The sequence below is a fragment of the Pseudomonas sp. CH61 genome (assembly GCF_059429415.1).
Map to the genome: position 1 here is coordinate 4,619,248 of NZ_CM182098.1, position 26,518 is coordinate 4,645,765.

The 26,518-nt window shown below is 59.9% G+C and carries 16 protein-coding genes, 1 pseudogene and 1 riboswitch; of the genes and pseudogenes, 7 read left to right on the top strand and 10 right to left on the bottom strand.

Features of this window, described 5'->3' with window-relative positions; genetic code table 11:
• Nucleotides 1–12: 12 nt before the first annotated feature.
• Nucleotides 13–642 carry an alpha/beta hydrolase gene (locus AC5SEM_RS20630; protein WP_495473489.1) on the bottom strand — a complete coding sequence of 210 codons (630 nt, stop codon included), beginning with the start codon at nt 640–642 and terminating at the stop codon, nt 13–15.
• Nucleotides 643–786: 144 nt separating this feature from the next.
• Between AC5SEM_RS20630 and AC5SEM_RS20635 the strand changes: the two genes are divergently transcribed.
• Entirely contained in the window at nt 787–1,221 is a 435-nt protein-coding gene (locus AC5SEM_RS20635; RefSeq protein ID WP_007917055.1) for a Z-ring associated ZapG family protein, read from the top strand.
• Nucleotides 1,222–1,453: 232 nt separating this feature from the next.
• Here the strand turns inward: AC5SEM_RS20635 and AC5SEM_RS20640 are convergent, their stop codons facing one another.
• The gene (locus AC5SEM_RS20640) at nt 1,454–2,191 is read right to left on the bottom strand and encodes a YiaD family glycine zipper/OmpA-like lipoprotein (RefSeq protein WP_495471165.1); all 738 of its coding nucleotides are present in this window, start codon (nt 2,189–2,191) and stop codon (nt 1,454–1,456) included.
• A 118-nt stretch (nt 2,192–2,309) separates the two neighbouring features.
• Complete coding sequence (locus AC5SEM_RS20645; protein ID WP_495471166.1) at nt 2,310–2,954, bottom strand: MBL fold metallo-hydrolase; 645 nt, start codon at nt 2,952–2,954, stop codon at nt 2,310–2,312.
• Nucleotides 2,955–3,498: 544 nt separating this feature from the next.
• Here AC5SEM_RS20645 and AC5SEM_RS20650 point away from each other — a divergent pair.
• Nucleotides 3,499–9,654 (top strand): M10 family metallopeptidase C-terminal domain-containing protein, encoded by a 6,156-nt coding sequence (locus AC5SEM_RS20650; protein WP_495471167.1) that lies wholly within the window; start codon nt 3,499–3,501, stop codon nt 9,652–9,654.
• 93 nt (nt 9,655–9,747) lie between these two features.
• Here AC5SEM_RS20650 and AC5SEM_RS20655 read toward each other — a convergent pair whose 3' ends face one another.
• The 5 genes from AC5SEM_RS20655 to AC5SEM_RS20675 all read right to left on the bottom strand — a co-directional run bounded on the left by AC5SEM_RS20655 (nt 9,748) and on the right by AC5SEM_RS20675 (nt 19,426).
• Nucleotides 9,748–12,480, bottom strand: a complete 2,733-nt coding sequence (locus tag AC5SEM_RS20655) for a winged helix-turn-helix domain-containing protein (RefSeq protein ID WP_495471168.1) — start codon at nt 12,478–12,480, stop codon at nt 9,748–9,750.
• Nucleotides 12,481–12,794: 314 nt separating this feature from the next.
• On the bottom strand, nt 12,795–14,159 hold the full coding sequence (locus tag AC5SEM_RS20660) for a DUF1329 domain-containing protein (protein WP_495471169.1): 1,365 nt from the start codon (nt 14,157–14,159) through the stop codon (nt 12,795–12,797).
• Between the two features lie 26 nt (nt 14,160–14,185).
• A complete protein-coding gene (locus AC5SEM_RS20665) occupies nt 14,186–16,075 on the bottom strand; it encodes a DUF1302 domain-containing protein (protein ID WP_123595764.1) in 1,890 nt (629 codons plus the stop codon).
• 337 nt (nt 16,076–16,412) lie between these two features.
• Nucleotides 16,413–18,095 carry a fatty acid--CoA ligase gene (locus tag AC5SEM_RS20670; protein ID WP_495471170.1) on the bottom strand — a complete coding sequence of 561 codons (1,683 nt, stop codon included), beginning with the start codon at nt 18,093–18,095 and terminating at the stop codon, nt 16,413–16,415.
• A 146-nt stretch (nt 18,096–18,241) separates the two neighbouring features.
• Nucleotides 18,242–19,426 carry an MFS transporter gene (locus tag AC5SEM_RS20675; protein WP_137219527.1) on the bottom strand — a complete coding sequence of 395 codons (1,185 nt, stop codon included), beginning with the start codon at nt 19,424–19,426 and terminating at the stop codon, nt 18,242–18,244.
• A gap of 85 nt (nt 19,427–19,511) precedes the next feature.
• Here AC5SEM_RS20675 and AC5SEM_RS20680 point away from each other — a divergent pair, with 85 nt between their 5' ends.
• Nucleotides 19,512–20,276 (top strand): AraC family transcriptional regulator, encoded by a 765-nt coding sequence (locus AC5SEM_RS20680; RefSeq protein ID WP_495473490.1) that lies wholly within the window; start codon nt 19,512–19,514, stop codon nt 20,274–20,276.
• Between the two features lie 117 nt (nt 20,277–20,393).
• Here AC5SEM_RS20680 and AC5SEM_RS20685 read toward each other — a convergent pair whose 3' ends face one another.
• Entirely contained in the window at nt 20,394–21,023 is a 630-nt protein-coding gene (locus tag AC5SEM_RS20685) for a LysE family translocator (protein WP_007967726.1), read from the bottom strand.
• Nucleotides 21,024–21,114: 91 nt separating this feature from the next.
• Here AC5SEM_RS20685 and AC5SEM_RS20690 point away from each other — a divergent pair, with 91 nt between their 5' ends.
• The 3 genes from AC5SEM_RS20690 to AC5SEM_RS20700 all read left to right on the top strand — a co-directional run bounded on the left by AC5SEM_RS20690 (nt 21,115) and on the right by AC5SEM_RS20700 (nt 23,958).
• A complete protein-coding gene (locus tag AC5SEM_RS20690; protein ID WP_116031518.1) occupies nt 21,115–22,080 on the top strand; it encodes a 2-hydroxyacid dehydrogenase in 966 nt (321 codons plus the stop codon).
• Nucleotides 22,081–22,112: 32 nt separating this feature from the next.
• Nucleotides 22,113–23,111, top strand: coding sequence for a methyltransferase (locus tag AC5SEM_RS20695; RefSeq protein ID WP_495471171.1), 999 nt, complete (start codon nt 22,113–22,115; stop codon nt 23,109–23,111).
• A 50-nt stretch (nt 23,112–23,161) separates the two neighbouring features.
• Nucleotides 23,162–23,286: riboswitch (yybP-ykoY riboswitch) on the top strand.
• A gap of 87 nt (nt 23,287–23,373) precedes the next feature.
• The gene (locus tag AC5SEM_RS20700) at nt 23,374–23,958 is read left to right on the top strand and encodes a TMEM165/GDT1 family protein (protein WP_077574495.1); all 585 of its coding nucleotides are present in this window, start codon (nt 23,374–23,376) and stop codon (nt 23,956–23,958) included.
• A 124-nt stretch (nt 23,959–24,082) separates the two neighbouring features.
• On the opposite strand, the gene AC5SEM_RS20705 is transcribed toward AC5SEM_RS20700, so the two are convergent.
• Nucleotides 24,083–24,901: a M48 family metallopeptidase gene (locus tag AC5SEM_RS20705; protein ID WP_371044067.1), complete on the bottom strand. Its 819-nt coding sequence runs from the start codon at nt 24,899–24,901 to the stop codon at nt 24,083–24,085.
• Between the two features lie 1,352 nt (nt 24,902–26,253).
• Here AC5SEM_RS20705 and AC5SEM_RS20710 point away from each other — a divergent pair.
• A pseudogene (locus AC5SEM_RS20710) lies at nt 26,254–26,451 on the top strand (HAMP domain-containing protein); the annotation flags it as partial.
• Between the last annotated feature and the right edge of the window lie 67 nt (nt 26,452–26,518).

Here is a 26,518-nt window from a genome sequence, read left to right on the forward strand (position 1 = left end):
GTCAGACTGCAATCAATTCGAGAGACGCGGCAGGATCAGATCCTTGAGATCGGTCAGCTTGCCATGAAAAAAGTGTCCGCATTCTGCCACTTTCAGCAGCTCATGGGGGCGCTGGAGTTTTTCCGACCAGTCGTAAACCAGCTGCGGATCGATGACTTCGTCAGTTTCCGGCTGGATCACCGTGAGTTCACCCTGCTGCGGCAGTTGATCCTGCTCGCCCAGACGCATCACCGCCGGGGCGACCATGAACAGGTGCTTGAGCTGCTCGCCCTGCGCTTCGAGTCGACCGCCGAGACTTGCTGCAACAAATCCGCCGAAGGAAAAACCGAACAGGGTCAGCGGCAGATCCGGGTGTTTTTCACGCAGCCATGCAGCGGCAGCCTGAGCATCGTCGACTTCACCGGTGCCCATGTCGTGCGAACCTTCGCTGGCACCGACGCCGCGATAGTTGAAGCGCAAGGTGATCAGGCCCGCATCGCGCGCGGTGCGCTGCAGGGTTGAGACGACCTTGTTGAGCATGGTGCCGCCCTGCACCGGGTTCGGATGACAGATCAGCGCAATGCCGATTGGCTGCTCGTTATCCAGGTACAGAGACTCAAGTTGACCCACCGGGCCGTCAATCACTACAGGGGTTTCACGCATCAGCAAGGAAGGAACTCCGTGACCTCGAATCGGGTCGACTCGTCTAGCAAATTGTCTGTGCCAATCTATTGCGAGTGAATCGCGGTATACAGCGCAGGTTCGAGCCGTTAACGTAAAGCAAAGCCGTTTATAGAGGAAGGACTCGTGGAACACTCGCTCTTAGTTTGGTTGTTACCGACTCTTGCCCTGGTTGTGGGTGTCGCCATTGGATTCCTGATCGCGCGCGTTGCGCCGAACGCCGCGCCGAGCCGTACGCAGCGTCAACTGGATGATATCCAGGAGCGTTTCGACAGTTATCAAAACGAGGTGGTCACCCACTTCAACAGCACCGCGATGCTGGTCAAGAAGCTGACCCAGAGCTATCAGGAAGTGCAGGATCATCTCGCCGAGGGCGCCAATCGTCTGGCCCTGGACGAGCAGACCCGCCAGCGCCTGATCGCCGCCCTGCACGCTGACGCGGCAGTCGCGCCACGTGAACGCCTGACGCCACCGCGCGATCAGGAGCCACCGCGCGACTACGCACCGAAGACCCCGAACTCGCCGGGCATGCTCGATGAGCACTATGGTCTGAAGAAGTAATCAGCCTTCGCTGACAAACCAAAAGCCCCCGGACAGTGATGTGTCCGGGGGCTTTTTTTTGTACCTGATAGTTTTGTGGGGCCAATTTGATCGCCATCGCGAGCAGGCTCACTCCTACATTTTGAAATGCATTCCCCTGTAGGAGTGAGCCTGCTCGCGAAGGGGCCGGCACTGGCCAGACAAAAAAAATGCCCGATCACAGGACCGGGCATTTCTTCATTCAGGCAAGCGCTTACGGATACTGCTGAACCGTACCCGGCTGCTGTTGCTGCTGACCACCATACTGCTGACCCGGAATCGCCTTCAGGTTGACTTCAACGCGACGGTTCTGCGCCCGGCCATTCACGTCACCGTTGCTGGCAATCGGGTTATCCGGACCGGCGCCGCGGGCCGAGAGGTTGGCACCGCTGACACCTTGCGAGGTCAGGTAAGTCGCCACGCTCTGCGCACGACGCTGGGACAGGTCCATGTTGTGCTGGCGGCTGCCCGTGCTGTCGGTGTAGCCAACGATTTCGATCTGGTTCTGGCTGAACTCTTTCAACGAGCCCGCAAGGTTGTTCAGCGGCTGATAGAAGCTGGAGGCGATGTTCGCCGAATCAGTGGCGAACGTGATGTTGCCCGGCATGATCAGCTTGATCTGATCGCCCTGGCGCTGCACTTCAACGCCAGTGTTGGCCATGCTCGCGCGCAGTTTCTTTTCTTGCTGGTCGGCGTAATAACCGTAACCGGCAGCGGAAGCACCAACCACAGCGGCGCCGATCAATGCGCCTTTGCCGCGGTTGTCGTGACCGATGGCGGCACCGGCCAGTGCGCCGGCGAGTGCACCGAGGCCACCGTATTTGGCGGTTTTGCTCATGCCTTGCGAGCCACCGTCGGCCTGGCCCTGATTGTCATACGGGTTAGGCGAGGCGCAGCCGGACAGCAAGGCCACGGCAGTAGCGACAATAATCAAACGACGCGTGGTGAACATGGAGAGCTCCTGGTTTTTCGCATTCTGTGGTGCAGCGGCCACTGGGTTAAATGGACCTGCGCGGGCGTTTGATCGTGACAATGCACAAAAATTCCGCCGGGCACTCGTGACAAAATATTTAGGCGCGCACAAACGGGTTTTCGCGCATCTCGTCACCCAGACGCGTATCCGGCCCATGTCCGCTCACTACGGTCGCGTCCTCGTCCAAGGTGTATAGCCGCTGCTTGATCGAACGCAGGATAGTCGCCTGATCGCCGCCCCATAAGTCCGTGCGCCCTACTCCGCGACGAAACAACGTGTCGCCGGCAATCAACAGCTTAGCCTCGGAAAACCAAAAGCTCATGGAGCCGGGTGTATGTCCCGGCGTATGCAGGGCCACGCCGCAACCGCAGGCCAGTTCTTCATCGTCGCTCAACCAGCGATCCGGTGACGGCACCGGGGTATAGGGCACGCCGAACATCTGGCATTGCATTTCGAGGTTATCCCAGAGGAACTGGTCTTCCTTGTGCAAATGCAGGGTCGCGCCGGTCTTCTCTTTCATCTGCCCGGAAGCGAGGAAGTGATCGAGATGCGCGTGGGTGTGGATGATGCTGACGACTTTCAGGCCATGCGCATCGAGGCGCGCCATGATCAGATCGGGGTTGCCGCCGGGATCGACGACGATGGCTTTCTTGGTGACCGGATCGCCGATGATCGTGCAATTGCACTGGAGCGGGCCGACGGCGAATGTTTCGCGGATGAGTATTGGGCTGGGAACTGACATGGGAAAATCCTGGACGAACGGCGCAGTGGTTGGTTTCAGAATTCTACTGCACGTGCCGATACAGATCGCCCGGTCAGTTATTTGACGCCATCAATCAGAAAATGATGGCTCAATGATGTCAAATGTATTGCTTCTGGTGCAAAATCGCATTTTTTTGTAGCGGTCGCATTCAGGAAGGGCCGCATGGTACTCAGGAAATCCCATGCCGACGCCAAAGACATTTACCTTCGCATTACCAGCTTCACTGACCGGAAACGCTACTGTTGACAGCCTGATTTCCGGAAATTACTGGCTTGGGTCCAACTGGCCGTTCGGGGGTTCGACCGATCTCAGCTTTAGTTTCATGGCACCGGGGACTTCGAAGTTTGCTCCTTTCTATAGCCCGGACCGCGAGTACAACGGGCTGTATGAACTGACCGAAGCGCAGAAAACTGCAGTCGTCAGTACCCTGGTTGCATGGAGTGCAGTCGCACCTTTCAACTTCACGCTGACCAGCGATACCTCTACCAACGTGGGCGACTTACGTTTTGGAGGTTTCGATGAGATGGATCTCCAAACTGCGGCCTGGGCTTACTTTCCTGACAACCTCCCTTCTTCCGGCGACGTATGGATCGGCCCGGCAACCAGCAATCCGAATCCGGTGAAGGGCACATACGATTACATGACGTTCATTCATGAAATCGGTCATGCGCTAGGACTCAAGCATCCCTTCGATACCAGCGCCACCAACAAGACCCTGCTGAGTCCATTACTGGACGATGTTCATTTCACAGTAATGAGCTACAACAACAACTATTCCTACCAGCCAACCACACCGATGGTGCTGGATATTATTGCGATTCAGAGTTTGTATGGCGCCAACATGCTTTGGCAGACCGGTGACACTGTTTATAAGTGGGATGCCAACCAGTCAATCTTCGAAACCATCTGGGACGCAGGCGGTAACGACACCATTGATGGCAGCAATCAGTTGGCAGCCGTCAACATCAACTTGAATGAAGGCAGCTACAGCCAGATCGGCAAGGCCTTCACGGACCTGAACAGCAACACCGCGATCAATGACGGGCTAGCAATTGCGTACGGGGCCAAGATCGAGAACGCCATCGGCTCGGCGTTCAACGATGTCCTGACGGGGAACGCACTGAATAACGTATTAACCGGAGGAGCCGGCTCTGACACGCTTGATGGAGGCGCAGGTAGCGACACGCTGATCGGTGGCACCGGCGATGACATCTACATCGTCGACAGCCGCGCCGACACCGTCATCGAAGCGACCGATGAAGGCCGTGACGTAATCCGTTCATCGGTCAGCTATACCCTGTCAGCCAATATCGAAGACGGCGTTCTGCTGGGCGATGCCAACATCAATTTTGGTGGTAACGCCCTTGACAATACTCTGACCGGCAACACAGGCAATAACATCCTCGATGGCATGACCGGTGCGGACACCATGGCTGGTGGCGCCGGGAACGACACCTATTATGTAGACAATGCCGGCGACGTCATTGTGGAAAACGGCACCTCGGTCAACGAGATTGATACGGTCTTTGCCTCGCTGGACTGGACGCTGGGCAATAACCTGGAAAATCTTGTTTTGCGCGGTGAGGATGACCTGAACGGCACCGGCAACGCTTTCAATAACATACTGACGGGCAACACCGGCAACAACACGCTCAACGGCGGTGCCGGCAACGACACGCTAGACGGGGGTGCCGGGGCCGACACACTCATCGGCGGCGCCGGCGATGACACATACATCATCGACAGCCTCACTGACACCATCATCGAATCTGCCGGTGAAGGTCGCGATGCGGTCCGTACATTCGTCAGCTACACCCTTGCGGACAACATCGAAGACGGTGTGCTGCTGGGTACCTCCGGCCTGATCCTGACCGGTAACGCGCAGAACAATACCCTGACCGGCAACGCTGGCAATAACACCCTGGACGGCGGAGCCGGGGCGGACACGCTGATCGGCGGTGACGGCAATGACCTGTACTTGGTCGACAATGTCCAAGACGTAGTCATCGAAGCCAACTCCGCCAACAGCGGAATCGATACTGTCCAGTCGACCGTCAGTTGGGCGATGAGCGCCAACCTGGAGAACCTTACCCTCTTGGGTAGCGCCAACCTGAACGGTACCGGTAACGCGCAGAACAATACCCTGACCGGTAATACCGGCAACAACATCCTCGACGGCGGGGCTGGCATCGACACACTCAGTGGCGGCGCAGGCGATGATGTCTATGTCGTCGACAGCCGCAGCGACACCGTGATCGAACTGGCCGGTGAAGGCCATGACGTGATCCGTTCCAGCGTCAGCTATACCCTCTCGGCCAACGTCGAAGACGGTGTGCTGCTGGGCACCGCCAACCTCAACTTCGGCGGCAACGCCTTGAGCAACACCCTGACCGGCAACGCCGGCAACAACGTCCTCGATGGCCTGGGCGGTACCGACACCCTGATTGGCGGGGCCGGTGACGACATTTACTACATCAATGGCCAGGACGATACCGTCATCGAAGCGGCCGGTGAAGGCCGCGACGTGATCCGCTCCTCCGTCAGCTACACCCTCTCGGCCAACGTCGAAGACGGCGTACTGCTGGGCACCGCCGGCCTGAGCCTGACCGGTAATGCGCAGAACAATACCCTGACCGGCAACGCCGGCAATAACACCCTGGACGGTGGCGCCGGGGCGGACACGCTGATCGGCGGTGACGGCAATGACCTGTACCTTGTCGACAATGCCCAAGACGTAGTCATCGAAACCGACTCCGCCAACAGCGGAATCGATACTGTCCAGTCGACCGTCAGTTGGGCGATGAGCGCCAACCTGGAGAACCTTACCCTCTTGGGCAGCGCCAACCTGAACGGTACCGGCAACGCGCTCAACAACACCCTGACCGGTAATGCCGGCAACAACATCCTCGACGGCGGGGCTGGCATCGACACACTTACTGGCGGCGCAGGCGATGATGTCTATGTCGTCGAGAACCGCAGCGACACCGTGATCGAGCTGGCCGGTGAAGGCCATGACGTGATCCGCTCCAGCGTCAGCTACACCCTCTCGGCCAACGTCGAAGACGGTATGCTGCTGGGCACCGCCAACCTCAACTTCGGCGGCAACACCTTGAGCAACACCCTGACCGGCAACGCCGGCAACAACGTCCTCGATGGCCTGGGCGGTACCGACACCCTGATTGGCGGGGCCGGTGACGACATTTACTACATCAATGGCCAGGACGATACCGTCATCGAAGCAGCCGGTGAAGGCCGCGACGTCATCCGCTCCAACGTCAGCTACACCCTCTCGGCCAACGTCGAAGACGGCGTACTGCTGGGCACCGCCGGCCTGAGCCTGACCGGTAACGCGCAAAACAACACGTTGAGCGGGAACGCTGGCAATAACACCCTGGACGGTGGCGCCGGCATCGACACCCTGATCGGTGGTGCAGGCGATGATGTCTATATTGTCGACACCCGCAGCGACACCGTGATCGAAGCAGCCGGTGAAGGCCGCGACGTCATCCATTCCTCCGTCAGCTACACCCTCTCCGCCAATGTCGAAGACGGCGTGCTGCTGGGCACCGCCAACATCAACTTTGGCGGCAATGCCTTGAGCAACACCCTGACCGGCAATGCCGGCAACAACGTCCTCGATGGCCTGGGCGGTACCGACACCCTGATTGGCGGGGCCGGTGATGACACCTACTACATCAACGGCGTAGGCGATACCGTGATCGAAGCGGCCGATGAAGGTCATGACCTGATCCGTACCAACGTCAGCTACACCCTCTCGGCCAACGTCGAAGACGGTGTGCTGCTGGGCAACACCGGGCTAAGTCTGACCGGCAACGCCCAGGACAACGCCTTGACTGGCAACGCTGCCGACAACACTCTCTCAGGAAACGCAGGCAACGACATTCTTGATGGCGGGGCCGGAAATGACACCCTCATTGGTGGTACTGGTGATGATGCCTATGTCGTCGACAGCCGCAGCGACACCGTGATCGAACTGGCCGGTGAAGGCCATGACGTGATCCGTTCCAGCGTCAGCTATACCCTCTCGGCCAACGTCGAAGACGGTGTGCTGCTGGGCACCGCCAACCTCAACTTCGGCGGCAACGCCTTGAGCAACACCCTGACCGGCAACGCCGGCAACAACGTCCTCGACGGTCTGGGTGGCACCGACACCCTGATCGGCGGGGCCGGCGACGACATTTACTACATCAATGGCCAGGACGATACCGTCATCGAAGCAGCCGGTGAAGGCCGCGACGTCATCCGCTCCAACGTCAGCTACACCCTCTCGGCCAACGTCGAAGACGGCGTACTGCTGGGCACCGCCGGCCTGAGCCTGACCGGTAACGCGCAAAACAACACGTTGAGCGGGAACGCCGGCAATAACACCCTGGACGGTGGCGCCGGCATCGACACCCTGATCGGTGGTGCAGGCGATGATGTCTATATTGTCGACACCCGCAGCGACACCGTGATCGAAGCAGCCGGTGAAGGCCGCGACGTCATCCGCTCCTCCGTCAGCTACACCCTCTCGGCGAATGTCGAAGACGGCGTGCTGCTGGGCACCGCCAACATCAACTTCGGCGGCAACGCCTTGAGCAACACCCTGACCGGCAACGCCGGCAACAACGTCCTCGATGGCCTGGGCGGTACCGACACCCTGATTGGCGGGGCCGGTGACGACACCTACTACATCAACGGTCGGGACGACACCGTGATCGAGCAGGCCGGTGAAGGCCATGACGTGATCCGTTCTAACGTCAGCTACACCCTCTCGAGCAACGTCGAAGACGGTGTGCTGCTGGGCACCGCCAACCTCAACTTCGGCGGCAACACCTTGAGCAACACCCTGACCGGCAACGCCGGCAACAACGTCCTCGATGGCCTGGGCGGTACCGACACCCTGATTGGCGGGGCCGGTGACGACATTTACTACATCAATGGCCAGGACGATACCGTCATCGAAGCAGCCGGTGAAGGCCGCGACGTAATCCGCTCCAACGTCAGCTACACCCTCTCGGCCAACGTCGAAGACGGCGTACTGCTGGGCACCGCCGGCCTGAGCCTGACCGGTAACGCGCAAAACAACACGTTGAGCGGGAACGCCGGCAATAACACCCTGGACGGTGGCGCCGGCATCGACACCCTGATCGGTGGTGCAGGCGATGATGTCTATATTGTCGACACCCGCAGCGACACCGTGATCGAAGCAGCCGGTGAAGGCCGCGACGTCATCCGCTCCTCCGTCAGCTATACCCTCTCGGCCAATGTCGAAGACGGCGTGCTGCTGGGCACCGCCAACATCAACTTCGGCGGCAATGCCTTGAGCAACACCCTGACTGGCAATGCCGGCAACAACGTCCTCGATGGCCTGGGCGGTACCGACACCCTGATTGGCGGGGCCGGTGACGACACCTACTACATCAACGGTCGGGACGACACCGTGATCGAGCAGGCCGGTGAAGGCCATGACGTGATCCGTTCTAACGTCAGCTACACCCTCTCGAGCAACGTCGAAGACGGTGTGCTGCTGGGCACCGCCAACCTCAACTTCGGCGGCAACGCCTTGAGCAACACCCTGACCGGCAACGCCGGCAACAACGTCCTCGACGGTCTGGGTGGCACCGACACCTTGATCGGCGGGGCCGGCGACGACATTTACTACATCAATGGCCAGGACGACATCGTCATCGAAGCGGCCGGTGAAGGCCGCGACGTGATCCGCTCCAACGTCAGCTACACCCTCTCGGCCAACGTCGAAGACGGCGTACTGCTGGGCACCGCCGGCCTGAGCCTGACCGGTAACGCGCAAAACAACACGTTGAGCGGGAACGCCGGCAATAACACCCTGGACGGTGGTGCTGGCATCGACACCCTGATCGGTGGTGCTGGCGATGATGTCTATATTGTCGACACCCGCAGCGACAGCGTGATCGAAGCAGCCGGTGAAGGCCGCGACGTCATCCATTCCTCTGTCAGCTACACCCTCTCGGCCAATGTCGAAGACGGCGTGCTGCTGGGCACCGCCAACATCAACTTTGGCGGCAATGCCTTGAGCAACACCCTGACCGGCAATGCCGGCAACAACGTCCTCGATGGCCTGGGCGGTACCGACACCCTGATTGGCGGGGCCGGTGACGACACCTACTACATCAACGGCGTAGGCGATACCGTGATCGAAGCGGCCGATGAAGGTCATGACCTGATACGTTCTAACGTCAGCTATACACTGTCGGCCAACGTTGAAGATGGCGTGCTTTTGGGCAACGCTGGGCTGAGTCTGACCGGCAATACGCTGAACAATACCCTCACCGGCAACGCCGGCAACAACATTCTGGACGGTGGAGCCGGCGTCGACACCCTCATCGGTGGTACCGGTGCCGACATCTTCAAGTTCAGCCATGTCAGTGACATGGGCGTGGGTACTAATCGTGATGTCATCAACGACTTCAACGCCTTGCAAGGCGATAAAATCGACTTGACAGCGTTCGATGCCAATCTGATGACTGCCGGCTTCAACGGCTTTACGTTCATCGGTGCCGGTGATTTCAGCGGTGCAGGCCAACTGCGTTTCGTGGACCACGTGCTGTCAGGCAACGTCAGCGGTAACGCTGGCGCGGATTTCGAAATCCAGTTGGTTGGTGTCAATACATTCAGTGCCAACGATCTGCTGGCCTGAAGGCCATAACAGAGACTCCTGGCCTGTTTCATCGCCCGGAAAGAAAAACGCCCCACTGGTTCGGGGCGTTTTTTTTGCCTGCGCATTTTGCGCCTAACTCAGTAAGCCCAGCGCCTTGGCCCGCGCTACCGCTTGGGTACGCCGCTCAACTCCCAACTTGCTATTGATATGGCTGGCATGAGTTTTCACCGTATGCAGGGAAATGAACAACTGGTCGCTGATTTCCTGATTCGAACAACCTTGGGCTATCAGGCTCAGCACCGCCAACTCCCGAATGCTGAGTTGTTCAGTTGCGCCAGACTCGGCAACCGGGCGCGTTGCGGCAGGCGGAAAATGTTCCAGCAACCGTTGCCCAGGCAATGTCGGTGAAATCTGCAATTGCCCACGCAACCAATCAGCGTGTCCTTTCATCAACCCCTCGAACGGCTGCAACACGCCACCGGCCGCGGCTTCCAACGCCTGGCTCAGTACTTTTCTGGCCTCCGGCTCACGCCCCCCCATCAGCAACAGCGCCACCTTCTGCGTCAACGCCATCACGCTAAGCAATTGCCGCCCGGTTTGCTGTCCATTCTCATGCAACACATTCAACCGCCCTTCGGCGAGCATCGGCTGCCCTTTAATCACATCGAGCAACGCCTGTTGCAGCTCCACGTGCAGCGGCAACTGTGGATGAAATTCCGGTGGCGCCGCAGCATGCTCCCCCGTGTAAGTCTGGCCCAATCGCGCCAGCCACGCCTCAGCCAGATCGGTGCGCCCCTGGGCCAGCCACAGTTCACATTTGACCAGGGTGATCATCGCCAGATAGTAGATCGGCGGCACGTCCCAGATGTGCATCAGGCGTTCGGCTTCGGCCAGTTCGGCAAAGGCCTTGGCGAACTCGCCGCTGCCGCCATCCAGTCGAGCGATGACGCAATGGCCGATCAACACGCTGATATCGCGACAGGCGCGTGCCTCGCCGATTCCGGCCAACAACCGCACGCGTGCCGCCTGAGGCTGCAAGCGCATCGCCAACAGAAAACCCTCATACAACGTCAGCCGTGCGCGCACCGCGTACAGACGTTGTGGCGACAAGCCACGCAAGCGCTCCAGGCCCTGATGGACTTCATCGAGTGCGCGCAGAATTTCACCACGCGATTGCAAGACCCGTGCACGGTCGTAATGGGCCAAAGCTTCGAACAGCGGATTGCCGACCCGTTGCGCCAGTTCAAGGGATTCACGGTTAAGACCGCGTGCACGCCACAGATCGCCGTCGGCGATGGCCAGATTGGACAGGGTCGATAAACACATCAGCCGTTGGCCATAGCGTTTGGCCGGCAGGCTTTCCAGGGCCTCGGTGCAATATCTGATCGTCAGCTCACGATGGCCGCGACCACGGGCAATGATCCCGCTCAATGCCAGCCATTGCGCCAGCATCGACTTCTGCGCGGTGGCAGAAGGCGCCGGCAGGAAACGGCTCAGATGGCTGGACAACTCTTCGGCGGCATCCAGCTGACAGGCCAGCCCCAGTGCCCAGCTGTACAGCACGATCAAGCGTGGGGTGCTGATCAACAGGCTGTCGGGCAAGTCCATCTTCCAGCGCAGCAGCATGCCGACGTTTTGCTCGGCCAGCAGTTGCTCCTCCGAGAGGTTCTGTACCAGATTTGCCGCCACATCGAGGTGGCCTGCGCGTAACGCCTGTTCTACCGCCTCGTCGAGCAAGCCTTGGGCGTTGAACCAGCGACAGGCGCGAAGGTGCAGCGTCGCGGTCGGCACCATGGCTTGAGCAATCGGTCGGTTGCGCAGCAGATCCGAGAACAAATGGTGATAGCGATACCAGTGCCCGTGCTCGTCCAGCGGCACCAGAAAGACCTGATGCGCCAGTAGAAAACGCAGGATCTCGGCGCTGTCATGAGCTTCGCGCACAGCATCGCACAGCTCACTGCAGAAGCGTTCCTGTGGCGCCGTGTCGTAGAGAAAGGCTTGCACTTCGGCTGGCAGACAGTCGATGACTTCTTCCAGCAGATAGTCGCGTATCAGCCCTTCCCCGCCGTTCAGCGCTTGTGGCAGCGCCGCATCACTGCCCGCTTCGGAAACCGCCAGCAGCCAGAAGCGCAAGCCGGCAACCCAGCCTTCACTGCGCTGGATCAGGTTTTCCAGTGCCTCACCGCGCAGCGAACTGCTGTGGCGATCGAGCAAGGTCAGGGCTTCGTCGTGGGTCAGGCGCAGATCCTGCTCGTGCAGCTCCAGCAACTGCCGGGACAGACGCAAACGCGCCAGATGCCAGTCCGGGCGCTGGCGACTGGTGACCATGACCAGCAAGCCATCGGGCAGATGGTTGAGGAAAAATTGCAGGCAACGATCGAGCACCGGGCCTTGCGCAAGATGGTAATCGTCGAGCACCAGTAGCAGCGGTGCGCCGGAGTCGAGGTGCAGGGTCAGTTCATCGAGCAAGCCGTCGAGCCATTCTTCGAAGGCAAACGGCTGATGGCGCTGGCGCATTTTCAGCAGTCCCAGTGCGCGACTACCCAGTTGCGGAAAGTAGTCCTGCAAGCCTTCAAGCAAACGTTCAAGAAAGCGTCCGGGGTCGCTGTCGCGAGGACTCAGGCCCAGCCAGAGGCTTTGCCAGTGCGCCGGCAGACTCTGACAGAACTCCACCGCCAGCGAACTTTTGCCGAACCCGGCGGGGGCGCTGACCAGCAACAGCCGCCCACCGAGCCCGGCCTGCAGGCGCTCGCAAAGACGTGGTCGCAAGACGTAGCCGTCGGGCAACGGCGGGCGAAAAAAACGCCCGTCCAGTGCCGCGACGGCAACGCTTGCGGGACCCGGAAGTGGGGACAGATCAGTCATGGCCGGCTCTTGTTCGAATGGCTGTTGGCGGCGTTGCAGATGTCCGCAGACTAGCCTTAAACGAACCGGTTATGAAGGTTACTGCTACAAATGGCTACAAAAAGGCTACACCCACCTTTGGACCCACCCCTGTAGGAGCTGCCGAAGGCTGCGATCTTTTGATCTGGCTTTTGTTGTTGAAAAGTCAAAATCAAAAGATCGCAGCCTGCGGCAACTCCTACAAAAGCGGTTCAACATTGCGCCAGAAAAAGCAAAAAAACGCCCCGAACCAGTCGGGGCGTTTTCACGAGGATGCGGCCTCGGGTTACAGCGGGTTAGCGAACACCATCCTGACGCAGAGCGGCCGGGGTGAAATCGCTGGTGGTGGCGGTGAAACCGAAGTCATACGCACTCTTCTCTTCGTTCTTCATGCCCAGTGCCAGATAGCGGCCGGACTGCAGGTCGTAAAGGGTTTCCAGGGCATACCACGGCACTTGCTTGTCGTAGTAGTTCTCCGCATGGGCTTCAGCGACGCGCCACAGTTGGCCACGACCGTCGTAGTGGTCGATCACCGCAGCCTGCCAGGTGTCTTCGTCGATGTAGAAATCACGCTTGGCGTAGATGTGACGCTGACCTTCCTTCAGGGTTGCTACCACATGCCAGACGCGGCGCAGCTCGTAACGCGCCAGGTCCTGGTTGATGTGGCCGGCCTTGATGATGTCGGCGTACTTCAGTTTCGGATCGTCGAGCTTGTAGCTGTCGGAGGCGATGTACATCTCTTTCTTGCCTTCGAGCTTCCAGTCGTAGCGATCCGGTGCACCGTTGAACATGTCGAGGTTGTCGGAGGTACGCAGGCCATCTGCCGCAGTACCCGGACCGTCATAGGACACCTGTGGCGCGCGGCGCACACGACGCTGACCGGCGTTGTAGACCCACGCCGAACGTGGCTCCTTCACCTGATCGAGGGTTTCGTGCACCAGCAGCACACCACCGGCCAGACGCGCCGGCGCGGTCACTTTCTGCTTGAAGTAGAACAGGATGTTGCCCGGGTTTTTCGGGTCGTAGTCCTTCATCTTGTCGCGGAACACGAACTGATCCTGGAAGTACACCAGGCTGTACGAGCCGTTCGGTTGCGGCGTGGCCTGGGTTACCAGACGGGTCACGCTGCCGCCGCGATAGCGGGTGATGTGGTTCCAGATGACTTCCACACCGCTTTTCGGAATCGGGAACGGTACGGCGGTATCGAAGTTCTCCAGACCGTTGCCGCCGGACACCAGGTTGGTGGTGGTGGCGTTTTTCTTGATGGCGGCAAACACGTCATCCGGCACGGTCGCACCGCGATGGGACGGATACACCGGCATCTTGAAGGTCTCCGGGTAACGCTTGAACATCGCGTATTGACCCGGCGCCAGCTTGTCCTTGTACTTGTCGACATCCTTGGCAGTGATGGTGAACAGCGGTTGCTCACTGGCGTAAGGGTTGGACAGGAAGCCCCGCGCATCGACGCTGCCGGCGTTTTTCGCCAGCGGCTTCCACGCCGGGATCGAATTGTCGGCATTGCCGGCCATTTCCGCGCCCATCGGCGTCAGGCTCTTGCCCAGTTTATCGGCTTCGGCAGCAGGCACCGCGGCCATGACGCCGGTCGCCAGCAGCGACAGACCCAGAACACCGGCGTGGAACAGACTCTTTGTTATTTTCATAAATTCGTTCGTCCTGAATGCAGTGCTTAGAAGTTCACGCCGAAGCTGAGCGCAACGAAGTCGCGGTCATCCACAGTGGTGTACTTGCCGTCAAAGAAGTTGGTGTAAGCCAGGCTCGCGGTGTAGGTGTTCTGGTATTCGGCATCAACACCCAGGCTGACCGCTTTGCGACCTTCCTCGAAGTTGCCGCCAGGGCCTGGCGAGTAACCGCTGACGTCGTGCGACCAGGCCACGTTCGGCTTGAGGTTCACACCGGCAAAGACGTCGTTGTATTCCCAGATGGCGCGACCACGGTAGCCCCACGACATTGAGGTGGTGAAGCCGTCGTTATCGCAATTGCGGCTGCGGTTGTTCTGCGGCGAACCCGGCCCGGCCCCGTTGATGGTGCTGGCGTTGAGAATGTTGGCGCAGGTGTCGGTTGTGCCAGTGGCTGGCAATTCACCCGGGCCATACACCGGATCGCGGCCATAACGCTTGTCGGAACGGCTTTCCAGCCCGCCGACGTAGGTCGCGCCGACTTCACCGACGAGGGTCAGACGGCTGGCGCCCATGACCTGATCGAAGAAGTGCGTGAACGTCGTCTGGATCTGGGTGATTTCCTTGCGCTCGTAGCCATGCAGGTCCTGACCCGGCACACCATTGAGTATCGATGCGTTGGTCAGTGCACCGCCGATCGGACGCACACCGGCGAACAGAATGTCGGTGGAGTTCAGTTGTACCGGCGCGTTTGGACGGTAGCTGATCTCACCGCTCCACGCCGTACCGGTAGGCAGAGTGGTGGAGAAGCTCAGACCGTAGAGGCGAATGTCTTCTGGATATTCGATGAAGTAGTTCGAGTTGCCCGCGACCAACAGTGGTGCAAGTGCCGCAAACGGCCCCGGCAGAGCGCGCGCGGTGTTGTAGACCGATTGCGGAGCACCGGTGGCGCTGAAGATCGGCGCACGGCTGTGGTAGTTCATGAAGTAGGCGCCGAACTCGGTATCGAGCGGCTCGTACATGTACTTGAAGGACGCGCCCCACTGGCCGCTGTCACGGGCATCGCGGTCGGGACCACGGCGCACCAGAACGCCTTCTTCGTTGACGTTGACACCGTTGGCCGCCAATGGCCCCAAAGCGATGGCCGGGATTTGCGAACGCTTGTTCAGCACGCGCAGGTTGTCGTTGCAACCGTCGGCCACGATGTCCGGCTGCGAGAAGAACGTGCCGCAGTTGTCGACGACGGTCTGGTCCCATTCCAGCTGATAGAACGCTTCGGCCGACAGGTTTTCGGTGAGGCTCTGCGATACGTAGAACATGTTGACCGGGATCAGGCCTTCCTTGATCTCGGCGCCCGGACGACGGAACGCGGAAACGTCGATCGGGTTGATCGAGTTGATGCCGCCGCCGATGAAGGTACTTTCACCCCAGCTCACGACCTGCTTGCCCAGGCGCACGGAACCCGGCTGATCGGCGATCGCGTAGTTGTGGTAGACGAAGGCGTCGAGGATCTGCCCGCCGGACGACTTGGCGCCCTCTTTGCGACCCGAGTCGCTGATGTCCTTGAACTCGCGGCTTTCATCCTTGAGTTCGAAGTCGTACCAGTACTTGCCACGGACGAACACACCGGTGTCGCCGTATTTCAGTTCAAGGTCATGGATGCCCTTGAAGATCTTCGAAAAGGTTTCACCGCTCTTGAAGTTGGCGTGACCGTCATCGGACGTCTGCGACAGGCCGTGGCCGCCGTTGTTGACGCCGATCAGGTTCTTGTTCGGGCTCTGAGTAGACCAACTGGCACCGATCGACAGGGACGAGTCGAACTGGCCCTCGATTTCACCGACGTTGAAACTGACGCCGAATGCGGGCCCGGCGAGCGAAGAGGCAAGACTGACTGCCAGAGGCAGTTTCGCCCGGCGCCAGAACTGGTTTACTGAGGTCATCGACGCTACTCCATGTGCATTATTGTTATGGCAGTGAGTACTTTTAAAAACGTCCGAAGGACCGGGTGCCAGAGACAGCCCGACGTCACTCCAAAGATGCATCGCCCCGATTTGTGCGTGTGCCCCGTTCTTAAAAATCCTTGAGCGGACTATAGCCAGCAGGTGGTACTGCTTGATCCCTCTAAAGTGTGATTTGCAGCTGCCGGCCACTCTGGAACAGTCCTTTCGCCAGTCCGACGCATGTCGGCACGGCAAGGATGGCCTAATTTTTCGATTTCACAAGCCAAGCGCTTGCTTGGTGGGTCTGGCGCGCCGTTTTCGGCGCGCCAGCAGACACTCAAAGTGTCGAGAGGAAGGTGCTGTTGTTGGCCTGCCATTCGGTGATGTCGAGGCGGATGCGCTTCTTGTCGAGCTTGCCGACACTGGTCTTGGGAATTTCGGTAACAAGGGCGATCTGACTCGGAATCGCCCACTTGCTCAGGTGGCCCAATTCCACGAACGGCTTGAGGTGTTCCTTGAGCTCGCGCGCCCCGATCACGTGCCCTTCGCGGATCACCAGCAAGGCAAACGGACGCTCGCCCCACTGCGGATCGGCGATGCCCACCACTGCTACTTCGCGTACCGCGACGTGACGGCTGATCAGGTCTTCGAGGTCCAGCGAGGAGATCCACTCGCCGCCGGTCTTGATCACATCCTTGATGCGGTCGCGGATGTCGATCACGCCCATGCTGTCGAGCGTGGCGACATCGCCGGTGTGCAGCCAGCCACCGGCCCAGAGCTCGGCGCCCTTCTGCGGTTCGTTGAAATAGCCCTCGGTGAGCCATGGCGCACGCAGCACCAATTCGCCTTGGGTCTCGCCATCGGCCGGGAGAAAGTTACCCTCGCCGTCGACAATCGCCGCTTCCACCAGCGGCCCCGGTACACCGGCCTTGATCCGGTAAGTGGTGCGTTCGTCTTCGGTGCCGGCCATCAACTCGTCATTGAGGTGCGCACAGGACACCAGCGGACCCGTTTCCGACATGCCATACGCGGCAGTCAGCTGAATGCCGCGCGCCTTGGCGGTTTCGTACAGCGTGCGATTGAGCGCACTGCCGCCAATGACGATTTTCCAGCCGCCGAAATCGGTGCCTTGTGCGCCCTTGGCGTTAAGCAGCATTTGCAGAATGGTTGGCACGCAGTGGGAGAAGGTGACCTTCTCTTTGCGCCACAACTCCACGAGAAACTCAGGATCGTAGCGCCCCGGATAAACCTGCTTAAGGCCAAGCATGGTCGCCACGTACGGCAGACCCCAGGCGTGAACGTGGAACATTGGGGTGATCGGCATGTACACATCGTTGGTGCCGAGCAAGCGCACGCTGTCGATGGAGCCCATGATCGTCGACACGCCCATGGTGTGCAGCACCAGTTGCCGGTGGGTGAAATACACGCCTTTCGGATTGCCAGTGGTGCCGGTGGTGTAGAACGTGGTGGCGACCGAGTTTTCGTCGAAGTCCTGGAAGTCGTACTGCGCACTCGCGGCCGCCAGCAGTTGCTCGTACTCGCCGACCAGATTCGGCAAATCGGCGGTTTTCTCCGGCAGATCAGTCAGCAGCAGGGTGTTCTCGACCGTGGTCAGGTGCGGTGCGATCGCTTGATACAGGCCGACAAACTCGCTGTTGACCAGCACAAAGCGGTCTTCAGCGTGGTTCATGGTGTAGAGGATCTGTTCCGGCGACAGGCGCACGTTGATCGTGTGGATCACCGCGCCAATCATCGGTATCGCGAACATGCATTCCAGGTAACGATGGCTGTCCCAGTCCATCACCGCCACGGTGTCACCGGCCTTCACACCGGCCGTCGTCAGCACGTTGGCCAACCGCGCCACGCGCTCGATCAGGGTCGGGTAGCTATAGCGAATCTGGTCGCGGTAAATGATCTCGCGGGTTTTCTCGTAACGGGCACCGGACATCAGCAGCCGTTTGATCAGCAATGGATACTGGTAGGCCCCATCGGCCGGGGGAATGACGCGAGTCTGCAACATAAGAATCCCTTTTCTGACTGCACGGTGTTGGCGTAGAGATTGGTACTCTAGAACCCTTATACGCCAGCCAAATCAGCCAAAGGAATGATTTGCAAAGCCGTACAAATGCTAGCTTTGCGCCAGCATTTGCCGGTTTTCGTCTTCGGTCAGGCGGTTTGTCCCACAGCCTCTTCAGACGGCGTGCGTGGGAAAACCACCGCTGCGAGGAAGGTCAAAGCGCCGAAACCCGCAAGAATCAAGTACAGGCCTACAAAACCGTGGCGCGGTTCGACATAGGAAATCAGCGGAATCGCCGTCGCACTGGCACCGAAGGATAAACAGTAACGCAGGGCGAACACCCGTGATTGCCACTGTGGGGCGACGAAGTTGGCAACCATCGCATCGTTCACTGTTACCTGCCCGAACACCACGAACATGAACGCTGCACCGAGGGCGATTACCGCCCAGCCGTCGGCATAAGCCAGCGCGAACAACAGCGGCGCCTGGCACAGCGTCAGGACAATGAATGGCCATTTCAGGCTGAGCCGATGCAACACACGACCAATGCTCAACTGCGCCACCGCGCCAAAGGCATACGCCAGACTGACCACCACGCCGAGGGTTTGCGGCGAGGCGAACAGCTCATGCAAACGTTCCTGAAACAGCTTCGGATAGGTCATGGTGGTGGCGTTGAACACCACGCCGCCGGTGGCCGTGGCCAACGCCAGCACGCCGAACACCATCATCATCGAGATACGCTGGCCGGCGGCGCCTTTGAGTGGTGTGTGCGCACGCTTCGGAATCGGTTCCTCACGCACCTGCAAGGCGAAACCAAAACCCAGCACAATCGCCACCGCCCCCGGTAACAGGAACGCTGAGCGCCAGCCGAACTGCGCCACCAGCAAACCGGTGATCAGCGCCGAAAACGCCACGCCAAGATTGCCCCACATGCCGTTGATGCCGATTTCACGGCCACGGTTTTGCGCGTAGGCCACCAACATCGCCGTGCCCACCGGGTGATAGATCGCCGCAAAAATACCGATCAGGGTCAGGCCGATCACCAGCATGGTCGGACTGTTACTCAGGCCGGTAAAAATCGCCGAGACGCCGATGCCGAAGAAAAACACCAGCATCATCTGCCGCCGACTCCAGTGATCGCCGAGCCAACCAGCGGGCAGCGAACAGGCGCCGAAGGCAATGAAGCCGCCCAGCGACAGGCCGATCAGCGCGGCGTAATCGAGACCGAACGCTTGAGTCATGCCGAGCACGGCGGCGGGAAAAATCAGCATGAACATGTGATCGATCACATGCGCGGCGTTGATATAGCGAATGACGTTTCTGGATTGATTCATGGCGGCACGCTTTACGTTGTTGTGTGGCGCTTATGCTAAGTTGGCCGTAAAGCGCATTCCTGCCAAGCAACTCATCAAATCAGACATGTTGATCAGTCATTTCGAACACGGCCCGGTGAGTGCCTACCCCCGGGATTATCTGGATGGCGCGCACCAGCCGCTGCATCTGCACCGAGAGGCGCAACTGCTGTATGCCGTCAGCGGGATCATGCGTGTGGTCACGCAATCGGGTGCGTGGGTGATTCCGCCGAGTCGCGCGGTGTGGATTCCACCCGAGGTGGAGCACGAGATTTTCATGAGCGGCGATGTGCAGATGCGCTCGCTGTTCATCGCGCCAGAATTGTCACCCGCCAGCCTGCAACAGTGCTGCGTATTGGCCGTGACGCCGCTGCTGCGCGAGCTGATCCTGCGAGCTGTGCAAGGGCCGCCGCATGCCGACAATCCGCTGATTCAGCAACTGATGCTGGAGGAACTTGCCAGCCTGGAAAACCTGCCACTGCACATTCCGATGCCCACTGACCGGCGCCTGCAAAACATCTGTCTGGCAATGCTGCACACCCCCGATCATGCCAATACGCTGGAAGACTGGGCGCAGCAGGTCGGCGCCAGCTCACGCACGTTGGCACGGCTGTTTCAGCAACAAGTGCAGATGAGTTTCAACGCCTGGCGCCAGCAACTGCGCCTGATGGAAGCCCTGCCGCGCCTGCTCGCCGGCGACAGCGTGCAGCGTGTGGCGCAGGATTTGGGTTACGGCAGCGCGCGGGCGTTCAGCGCGATGTTTCGTCGTTTGCTTGGGGAAAATCCCCGCGAATATCTGAATACCCTGAGCAAGCTCAGCGAGCTTGTGTAAGACCCTGTGGGAGCGAGCCTGCTCGCGAAAGCGGTCTTTCAGCCACCAATAATGTCGACTGACCCAACGCCTTCGCGAGCAGGCTCGCTCCCACAGGTTCAAGTCGCGGTTCTGAGATCAATGCATCTCGGTAAACGCGATTTTCACACCGAGAGCGATCAGCACCGCACCCATGGTGCGGTCGAACCAGTGACCCATGCGGGCGAAACCGGCACGTACACGTTGCTGACTGAACAGCATTGCCACCAGACAGAACCAAAACGCAGTCGCGACCGCCAGATAAACCCCGTAACCGGCCTGCACCGCCAGCGGCGTGTGCGGATTGATCACCACGGTGAACAGCGACAGGAAGAACAGCGTGGCTTTCGGGTTCAGGCCATTGGTCACGAAGCCTGAGGTGAACGCGCCGCGAGCGGTGCGAACGCCCGCCTCTTTGTGCAGATCATCGGCCACGACTTTCGCCGGTTGCGCGCGCAGCGCCTTGAAGCCGATGTACAGCAAGTAAGCGGCTGCGGCCCATTTCAAGGCGTTGAACAGCACGATCGACTGCGACACGATCAGGCCGATCCCCAGCAACGAATAACCAACGTGGAGGAAAATCGCCGTGCCCACGCCCAGCGCGGTCCAGGTGCCGGCGCGGCGACCGTGGGTCACGCTCTCGCGCACCACAACGGCAAAGTCCGGGCCGGGGCTGGCGACGGCCAACAAGTGGATCAGTGCAACGGTCAAGAACTCGGTCCAGTACATGGGGGCTCCTTTCGGCCAAGCGTATCAATTTGTTTCATCTGGTAGGCTCGGCAGATTACGCCCAACGCTCACAGCACAAAAGGTACAGTTGATGACGAACACGCGCCGCGCGGTATTCCTTGATCACCCTTCGCTGGATCTCGGCGACCTCGACCTCAGTCCGTTGCGCGAGTGTTTCAGCGATCTGCAGCTGTTCGCCCAAACGTTGCCCGGACAAGTCGCCGAACGCCTGCAAGGTGCCACAGTGGCGATCAGCAACAAGATCCTGATCGACGCCGCCGCGATGGCCGCCAACCCCGATCTGAAACTGATTCTGATCACTGCCACCGGCACCAACAACGTTGACCTCGCCGCCGCCCGCGCGCAGGGCATCACCGTGTGCAACTGCCAGGGTTATGGCACGCCGTCGGTGGCGCAGCACACGATCATGTTGCTGCTCAACCTCGCCACGCGTCTGGCCGATTATCAGAAAGCCGTCGGCGAAGGTCGCTGGCAGCAGGCGAAACAATTCTGCCTGCTCGACTATCCGATCGTTGAGCTGGAAGGCAAAACCCTCGGTTTGCTCGGTCATGGCGAACTCGGTGGCGCCGTGGCGCGATTGGCCGAAGCGTTTGGCATGCGCGTGTTGCTCGGGCAGATTCCCGGGCGCCCTGCTCGCCCGGATCGCCTGCCGCTGGATGAACTGCTGCCACAAATCGACGCCCTCACCCTGCACTGCCCGCTCAACGAACACACCCGCCACTTCATCGGCGCCCGCGAACTGGCCTCGATGAAACCCGGCGCCTTCGTGGTCAACACCGCACGCGGCGGCCTGATCGACGAACAGGCACTGGCCGACGCTCTGCGCGCCGGGCATCTGGGCGGCGCGGCCACTGATGTGTTGAGCGTCGAGCCACCGACCCAAGGCAATCCGTTGCTCGCGGCGGACATCCCACGCCTGATCGTTACGCCACACAACGCCTGGGGTAGTCGCGAAGCACGGCAACGCATCGTCGGCCAATTGACCGAAAACGCTCAGGCGTTCTTCAGCGGTAAGGCGCTGCGGGTCGTCAGTTGATAAACTGCGGCACTTTTTTTTGAGGAGCAGTTATGGATCCGCGCAGTGAAGTACTGCTTCGTCAGCCCGAGTTGTTCCAGGGTTCGTTGTTGTTGGCCGGTTTGCCCGCCGACGATTTGCTCGGACGCCTGCCCAACGCATTCGGCTGGTGCTGGCATGCCGGCGACCAGGCCGCACTGGACGCCCGCTTCGAAGGGCGCAGCCATTTCGGCGTGAACATTCCCGAGCGCGAGTTCGACAGCGCCGTGGTGTTCCTGCCCAAGTCCAAGGACCTGACCGATTACATCCTCAACGCCGTGGCCTCACGTCTGGCCGGGCGTGAAGTGTTTCTGGTCGGGGAAAAACGCAGCGGCATCGAAGGCGCGTCCAAGCAGCTCAACCCGTTTGGCAAGCCGCGCAAACTCGACAGCGCGCGTCATTGTCAGCTCTGGCAAGTCACCGTGGCCAACGCGCCAGAAGCCCAGTCTCTGGAAAGTCTGGCGCAGACCTATGAACTGCCGTTGGCCGAAGGTCCGCTTAAGGTCATCAGTCTGCCGGGCGTGTTCAGCCACGGTCGCCTCGATCGCGGTAGCGCCCTGCTGCTGGAGCATCTGGACAAACTGCCGAGCGGCCATCTGCTCGACTTCGGTTGCGGCGCAGGCGTGTTGGGGGCTGCGGTAAAACGTCGCTATCCGCACAATCAAGTGACGTTGCTGGACGTGGATGCTTTCGCTGCTGCCAGCAGCCGTCTGACGCTGGCGGCCAACGGTCTGGAAGCCGACGTGCTGACCGGTGACGGCATTGATGCCGCGCCGATGGGTTTGAACGCGATTCTGAGCAATCCACCGTTCCACGTCGGCGTGCACACCGACTATTTCGCCACCGAAAACTTGCTGCGAAAAGCGGCCAAACATCTGAAAAATGGCGGCGAACTGCGCTTAGTGGCGAACAGCTTCCTCAAGTATCAGCCGCTGATCGAAGAGCATCTTGGCGTGTGTGCGATCAAGGCTGAAGGCAATGGTTTCCGGATTTACCGGGCCAAGCGCGGCTGAAACTTCTTTTAAAAAAGAGGCTTGCTCAATCGGATTTGCCTAGGCAGAATCCGCTCCGTCCTAGGGGAGTAGTCTCCCACGAGCACCAAGCTCGTCCGGCATACGTCAACATACTTGATCCTCAGATCATGGCGTATGCGACCCAAGCGTCCGCAGCAGACGGATCGCAGGGTTTGACAAGACCTATGACACGCACACCTTACCCGGGGCGGGAAGGCTGTACGTGTCATAGCCGTGTCGACCCGCCCCTTAGGAAATCCTGATGCTGGACTCGTTACTCGTTCCCACCGCAATCGTTGCCTTGGCCGAAATCGGCGACAAGACGCAACTGCTCGCGCTGATTCTCGCCGCTCGCTTCCGCAAACCCTGGCCGATCATTGCCGGTATTGTCGCCGCGACTCTGGCCAACCACGCAGCCGCCGGTGCGGTCGGCGCCTGGTTCGGCAGTTTCTTCTCGAATGCGACGCTGCACTGGATTCTCGCCGCGAGCTTCACCGCCACCGCCTTGTGGACGTTGGTTCCGGACAAAATGGACGACGATGAAACCAGCACCGCGCGCAAGTTCGGGCCGTTCCTGACCACACTGATTGCATTCTTCCTGGCGGAAATGGGCGACAAGACTCAGGTCGCGACGGTGATGCTCGCCGCGCAATATCCGGAACTGTGGCTGGTGATTATCGGTACCACGGCGGGCATGTTGATTGCCAACGTGCCGGTGGTATTGGCGGGTAACTTTGCCGCGGACAAATTGCCACTGACCTTGATCCGTCGCCTCGCGGCCTCGGCATTCATGATTCTGGCAATTGTTGCGGTGTACAAAGCCATGCAGAGCAGTGGCTGGGTTTAACCCTGCCAACGCCGATCGTTCCCACGCTCTGCGTGGGAATGCAGCCGGGGACGCTCTGCGTCCCATTGGAACGCGGAGCGTCCCTTGATGCATTCCCACGCAGAGCGTGGGAACGATCATCGACTCAGGATTTAGGCGCCTGTTCGTACAGCGGCATAACCTTCGGAATCGCCGCCTGCAACGAGGCAATCCGGCTGGCCGAGGCCGGGTGAGTGCTCATGAACTCCGGCGGCGAACCTTCCGACGCCTTGCTCATCTTGTTCCACAAAGTGATCGCGGCGTTCGGGTTGTACCCGGCGCGCGCAGCCAGTTCCAGGCCGATCAGATCAGCTTCGTTTTCATTGGCACGGCTGTTCGGCAGGGTCATGCCGTAGTTGGCCACAGTATCGGCCAGCGCCAGACTGTCCTGGCCCAGACCCAGCAAGGCACCCGCGCCCTGCTTGGCCATTTCAATCCCGTAGGCCTTGGACATCGCTTCACGACCGTGCTCGCGCAGGGCGTGGGCGATTTCATGGCCCATGACCGCGGCGATTTCATCGTCGGTCAGTTTCAGGCTGTCGATCAGCCCGGTGTAGAAAATGATCTTGCCGCCAGGCCCGCAGTTGGCGTTGAGTTCATCACTCTTGATCAGATTGACCTCCCACTGCCATTGCGCCGCATCCGCACGGAATTTCGGCGCCTGGGCGATCAGGCGGTTGGCAATCGCCTGAACCCGCTTGGCCTCAGGACTGGTCTTGTCCAGCACACCCTTGCTGGAGGCCTCGCCGACAGTCTTCTGATACGACTGGGCATACATCTGGTCGACCTCTTGCGAGGACAGCATGCTGAACATGTACTGCTTGCGCTCCACACCCACGGCGCCGCCGCTGGTGGTGTTGACCGACTGACAACCGGCCAGCAACAGCGCTGCGCTCAGTGCACTTACAACCAATGTCTTGTTCATTCAAAAGCTCCCTGAAAACCTGTCGCGTATCCTAGGCGGGTAATTGTATCGGCGCCAGATACAACGGACGTGTTGCAGCGACTTTCAGACGTTTCCCACTTGAGCTGTCGTAAAAAATTCACAGCGATCGCCAGCCCCGCAGCAACTGCGTCGTGCACTGATCCATTTGCGACATCGGCTTGCAATTGCACCTGCTCGCACTCATGGCCCAATGCCGCCTGCCGATACATCAGCGCAGACGTCCTCTTGCGTGCGGAGCTCCCATGAAGTTCAAGTCGATCCAGTTTTCCGTCGCTGCCCTGGCCGGCGCAATCGTCCTTAGCGTGGTGGCCGCGCTGGTGCTGTACGCGCTGTTTTCCGGCGCCCGTACGCAAGAGATGGTGCAACAGCGCACCCAGGCCCAGTTCGAGCAAGTCATCGAACAGCGCCTGACTTCGCTGGCGCAAACCCAGGTCAGCCAGATCCAGCGCGAACTCGAAGCGCCGCTGCTGATTGCCGGCGGACTGGTGCGGGTCAACGCCCTGCTCGGCACACCGGGCGTCGATGGCCAGCCGCGCCTGACCGTCAGTCGCGAGCAGTTGATCAGCCTGATCAAAGAAAACGTCGAAAAGAACCCGAAAATTCTCGGTACGTATATCGGCTGGGAAAAAAACGCCCTCGACCACAATGACGCGGCCTACGTCGGCACCAGCGTGATCGGCATCGACGCGGCCAACGGGCGCTTCCTGCCGTGGTGGTTCCGCAACGACGACGGCACCCTCGGCCTCGACAAACTGGTCGACGTCGACGACCAGAAAACCCTGTCCACCGGCGTGCGCGCCAGCGAGTACTACCTGTGCTCGAAAGAGAGCAAAAAAGCCTGCGTGATCGATCCGGCGCCGTACAAGGTCGGCGACAAGATCGTCATGCTCGCCTCCTTCATTGAACCGATCATGCTCAATGGTGCCTTCCAGGGCATCGTCGGTGCTGACCTGTCGGTGAACTTCATCCAGGAAATGCTCCTCACTGCTAACCAGAAGCTCTACAGCGGCGCCGGGCAAATGGCCCTGATCGGCGGCAATGGCCGGATCGTTGCCTACACCAAAGACCCGAGCAAATTCGGTGAAAAAGTCAGCGACATCCTCGACGCCGAGCAGACCGCCAACATGGCCAATCTCAAGCGCGGCGAAGTGACTTACTCGGTCAACAAGGACAAGGGCCGCATCGAGTTGTACCTGCCGTTCGGCATCGGCCAGACCGACGCGCGCTGGACATTGATGCTGCAATTGCCACTCAACGCGGTGATGGCTGATCTGCAAAAGCTGCAGGCCGACCTCGATGCGCAACGCAAGTCCGACACCTTCGGCATGGCCATGGTCGGTCTGCTCATCGCCGGCCTCGGCCTGCTAGTGATCTGGCTGGTCGGTCACGGCATCGCCCGGCCGCTGAAGCAGATGGTCGCGATGCTCAATGACATCGCTCAGGGCGAAGGTGATCTGACCCGCCGCTTGAGCAGCGATCGCAGCGATGAACTGGGCTCGATCGCCAAGGGCTTCAACACCTTCCTCGCCAAGTTGCAGGCGATGATCACTCAGGTGGTGACGTCAGTGCAGAGCGTCAGCGATTCCTCGGAACACA